General features: G+C 42.1%; 2 protein-coding genes and 1 pseudogene. 1 reads left to right on the top strand and 2 read right to left on the bottom strand.

From position 1 onward, the window contains the following. Positions 1-51: 51 nt before the first annotated feature. Positions 52-546, bottom strand: a complete 495-nt coding sequence (locus QUA20_RS31460; protein WP_333194253.1) for a Uma2 family endonuclease — start codon at positions 544-546, stop codon at positions 52-54. A 134-nt stretch (positions 547-680) separates the two neighbouring features. Here QUA20_RS31460 and QUA20_RS31465 point away from each other — a divergent pair. Further along, positions 681-983 (top strand): annotated as a pseudogene (locus QUA20_RS31465) (DUF4058 family protein). A 45-nt stretch (positions 984-1,028) separates the two neighbouring features. On the opposite strand, the gene QUA20_RS31470 reads toward QUA20_RS31465, so the two are convergent. After that, positions 1,029-3,236 carry a HEAT repeat domain-containing protein gene (locus tag QUA20_RS31470; RefSeq protein WP_333194255.1) on the bottom strand — a complete coding sequence of 736 codons (2,208 nt, stop codon included), beginning with the start codon at positions 3,234-3,236 and terminating at the stop codon, positions 1,029-1,031. Positions 3,237-3,399 lie beyond the last annotated feature (163 nt).

Here is a 3,399-nt window from a genome sequence, read left to right on the forward strand (position 1 = left end):
ACTCATTATCAGATATTTGATTTCCCCAAGCTTCACAGTTATGGTAAATTCTCACAAATCATATAGGATTGCTATATAACCGTTCGGGCATGGCTGACGGTAGACTTCCAAACAATTTTCAACTAAATCTACCAGCCAAACTTCTTGAATGAGCGATCGAGCGTAAATGGATACTTTCACATCTCTGTCATAATCAACCGTACTATCTGAAACTTCAACTAACAGCAAAACTTCAGAAGGTACTGGATGGGCTGTGGCGTAGTAGTCAGCACGAGGTTGGAGTAATACAACATCCGGTTGAGGTTCAGTGCGCTCAGTCAACTGGATAGGGTCTTGGACACCCAGAGTCGCCCGATCTTCTGGAATGAGGCTGAAGCGCCTGGTGAGACGCTTAACGGAACTTGCGTGACGAGTACCAATTGCAGCCATTTTAACAATCTCTCCTTCTATGAGTTCTACCCGATCGCCCTCGGAGAGAATACCAGCCTCAGTCATCAAATGATATTCTTTTACTGTAAATAACCGTTTTTGAAGCTGAACAGACATATAACTATTCTCCTTTTTCAGCAGAGAATCTAAGTTTATCACTTGTCCCTGTAATATTTCCCTACTAAATCTTAACCGCTATACTTTCAAACAACAAAAAAACACCCCAAACGAAGTGGCATATAAACAAACTGCTGAGAACGGGAAACGTTATGCCAATTGCGGAAGTTATTCGATCGCACTACCGCATTCTGGTTAGTCGGGCTAATCTCCGTCGGGAAGCTGAACTATACCCGTTTAATCTGCGTGAATCGATTCCTTAATTATTGCTTTCTTTGCAGTCAGGAGATAAAGAACCTGTTGTGAATTTATCTGAGGCTTTGGGTGAAGTTTATCAGGAGGCAGCTTTAGATTTGGCGATCAATTATTCAGTGCAGTCTATACCAGCGCTGAGTGAGGGTGATTTTCAGTGGGTGCGATCGTTGATGGAATCGTAGGACGGCGACAAGGAGTGCGATCGGGATTTGCAGGATTGATTATCCTTAGTCAGGGTCAGCACTCATAGTGTCGAGGTAAGTGATAAGGGCTTTGGAGACGACACTTTCTTCGAGGTAGTGTTTAGCGACTTCAGCGAGGGTTGCTTTGGTGGCTTTAAGGTGACTTTCCGGGTTAAGGAGTTGGCCCTTTAAAAGTTGCAGTTGTTTTTGGATTGTTTGCCATCGAGTCGGGTTCGTATTTTGGATTTCGCGAAATTCGACATCAATGATTTCAGCAGCTTGGACTTCGGTGGTTGGTTGGTGGGTTTGCTGAAGTTGATGTACCAATTGGCGAAGTTCGATGGTTTGTTTTTTTAAGGTTTCATCGTTTGCGTAATTGTGGTTATGAGTATGAGTGCCTTTTTCATAGTAGTTGTTAGCAGTAATGACGCGCTTGGGTGCTTCTGACACTTTTTTAAACTCCTGGAGAAGTAGGTCTAACTTATTATTATATAGCAAATCTTCTAATTCCCCCTCTCCGCTTTTAGTTCTGTGAGGGGGTGGCAACCGGGTGATGCCATAGTTGTAGAATTGGCAACGAGATTGGATAGCAGCGATCGCCTCCACAGGTCTTTCAACAACTGTAATTGTTTCTGCAAGTTGTCTCAAACGAGATAGGATTTCAGCATTACCTATTGTCTTGGCAGCATCCATCGCGTTTCTACAAATATCTTCATTTAGGTTATTAAGAGCCTTCTTGAGTTCATTGACTATTTCTTGACTCTCTTTAAAAGCTTCTAGAAAGTCAACTGCATCCTTTCGGATAGAGTATTCATCATCTGTGAATGCTGTTGAAACAATACTGGACAAACCAACTTTTCCATGAAAGTTTTTCATTCCATCAAGCGCCCGCTCGCGAGCATCTTTATTTCCAGTTTTTAGGGCATCTTCTAAGATAGGTATCCCCTTGCGATTATTGAATTTAGTTAATGAATAAGCAGATCTGAGTTGGATAATAAATTCTTTATCTTTCAAAGTTTGGTACAAACTAGGGATGTCTTTAGAATCTCCGAAGAATCCAAGACTTAATATGATTTCCCCTCGAACATTAACAGGTTTATACTGCAACAGCTTTCTTAGAGTAGGTAATACCTCCACTGCTTTAAGGATGCGTAATGATCTAATAGCTGCTTCACAAACATAATCCTCAGCTTGTAGAGAGCGGATAAGTTCGCTAATAGCTGAACGATCCTGAAGCCGACCCAAAGCATAAGCAGCAGAAGAACGTACAACCGGATCATCATTAGATAAAGCCTCGATGAGAACTGGTACTGCTCGTAGGTGACCCATCACTCCTAAATAAATTGCAGCACTAGAACGAACAGAGCTTTGTGGATCGCTTTGCAGAATATGGATAAGAGCCGTTACACCATCCTCTAACACATCGGAATCTAGCCAGATTCCTAGTGAACCTATTTGGGAAACTGCTTGTGAGCGAACGATCCAATCACTCTCTGATAAAGCACCGATCAAGATAGGAATAGCTGCGGCATTCTTTGTTTCACCTAGAAGCTGTAGAGTATCTCTTTTGGTATCGGCATTGCCATTATTAAACTCTTCATTCAGTAATGCAATTACTTCTTGAGGAACGCGCTGTCCTAGAAATTCAGCAGCCTTAGTTTTTACAGTATAATCGTCATGCTTGAGCGCACTCTTCAAACAATCAATCGCGGCTCTTCCTTCTAATTTTCCTAAAACATCTATAACCAAACTGCGCACTAAAAAATATTCATCATCTAGCAGTTGACAAAGGTTGGGGACGGCTTCTAAATTACCTAATTTTCCCAATGACTCCACTGCTTTCTGACGAACAGAATAATCCGGATCGTTCAATGCTTCAATCAAATACTTTAAAACTTCAACATTTCTAAAGTTACCTAATGCTCGCGTAGCACGCCAACGGGTATCAGAACATCCATTTTTATGAATATCAAATAGGAAGGGTAAGGCATTCTGCGACTGAGTTTGTTCTAAAAGCCAGATTTTAAGCGATGGCTGGAAACCTTTTTGAAGAATGATGTTTACAGTAGCTTTTTGTAGAGATAGGGTAGCTTCCCCAGCTAACCTTGCTCCCAAATACAAATCTACCTCCAGTGCCAGTTCCACCATCCGCACTGCTAACGCCTCAGACTCCACAAACGACATCGCCATTGCTAGCGGTTCCGTCCACTTGAGATAATTCAAGTAGTAATATTGCAATTCCTCATTACTCAACTTTTCCAACTGTGGCGCTAGCCGCTCCGCCGCATAGTATTCCTGGATTAGTTGATGCTGAAAACTAGCTTCCCTATCAGAGACTCTTGGGAGCGTGTCACTTTTGCGACAAGTATAAATACTCAAAACAAGTGGGGCAAAGGTTTTGAGCTATTGTTGGCAA

Origin of the sequence: Microcoleus sp. Pol7_A1 (assembly GCF_036701085.1) — a bacterium.
GTDB classification, from domain to species: domain Bacteria; phylum Cyanobacteriota; class Cyanobacteriia; order Cyanobacteriales; family Microcoleaceae; genus Microcoleus; species Microcoleus asticus.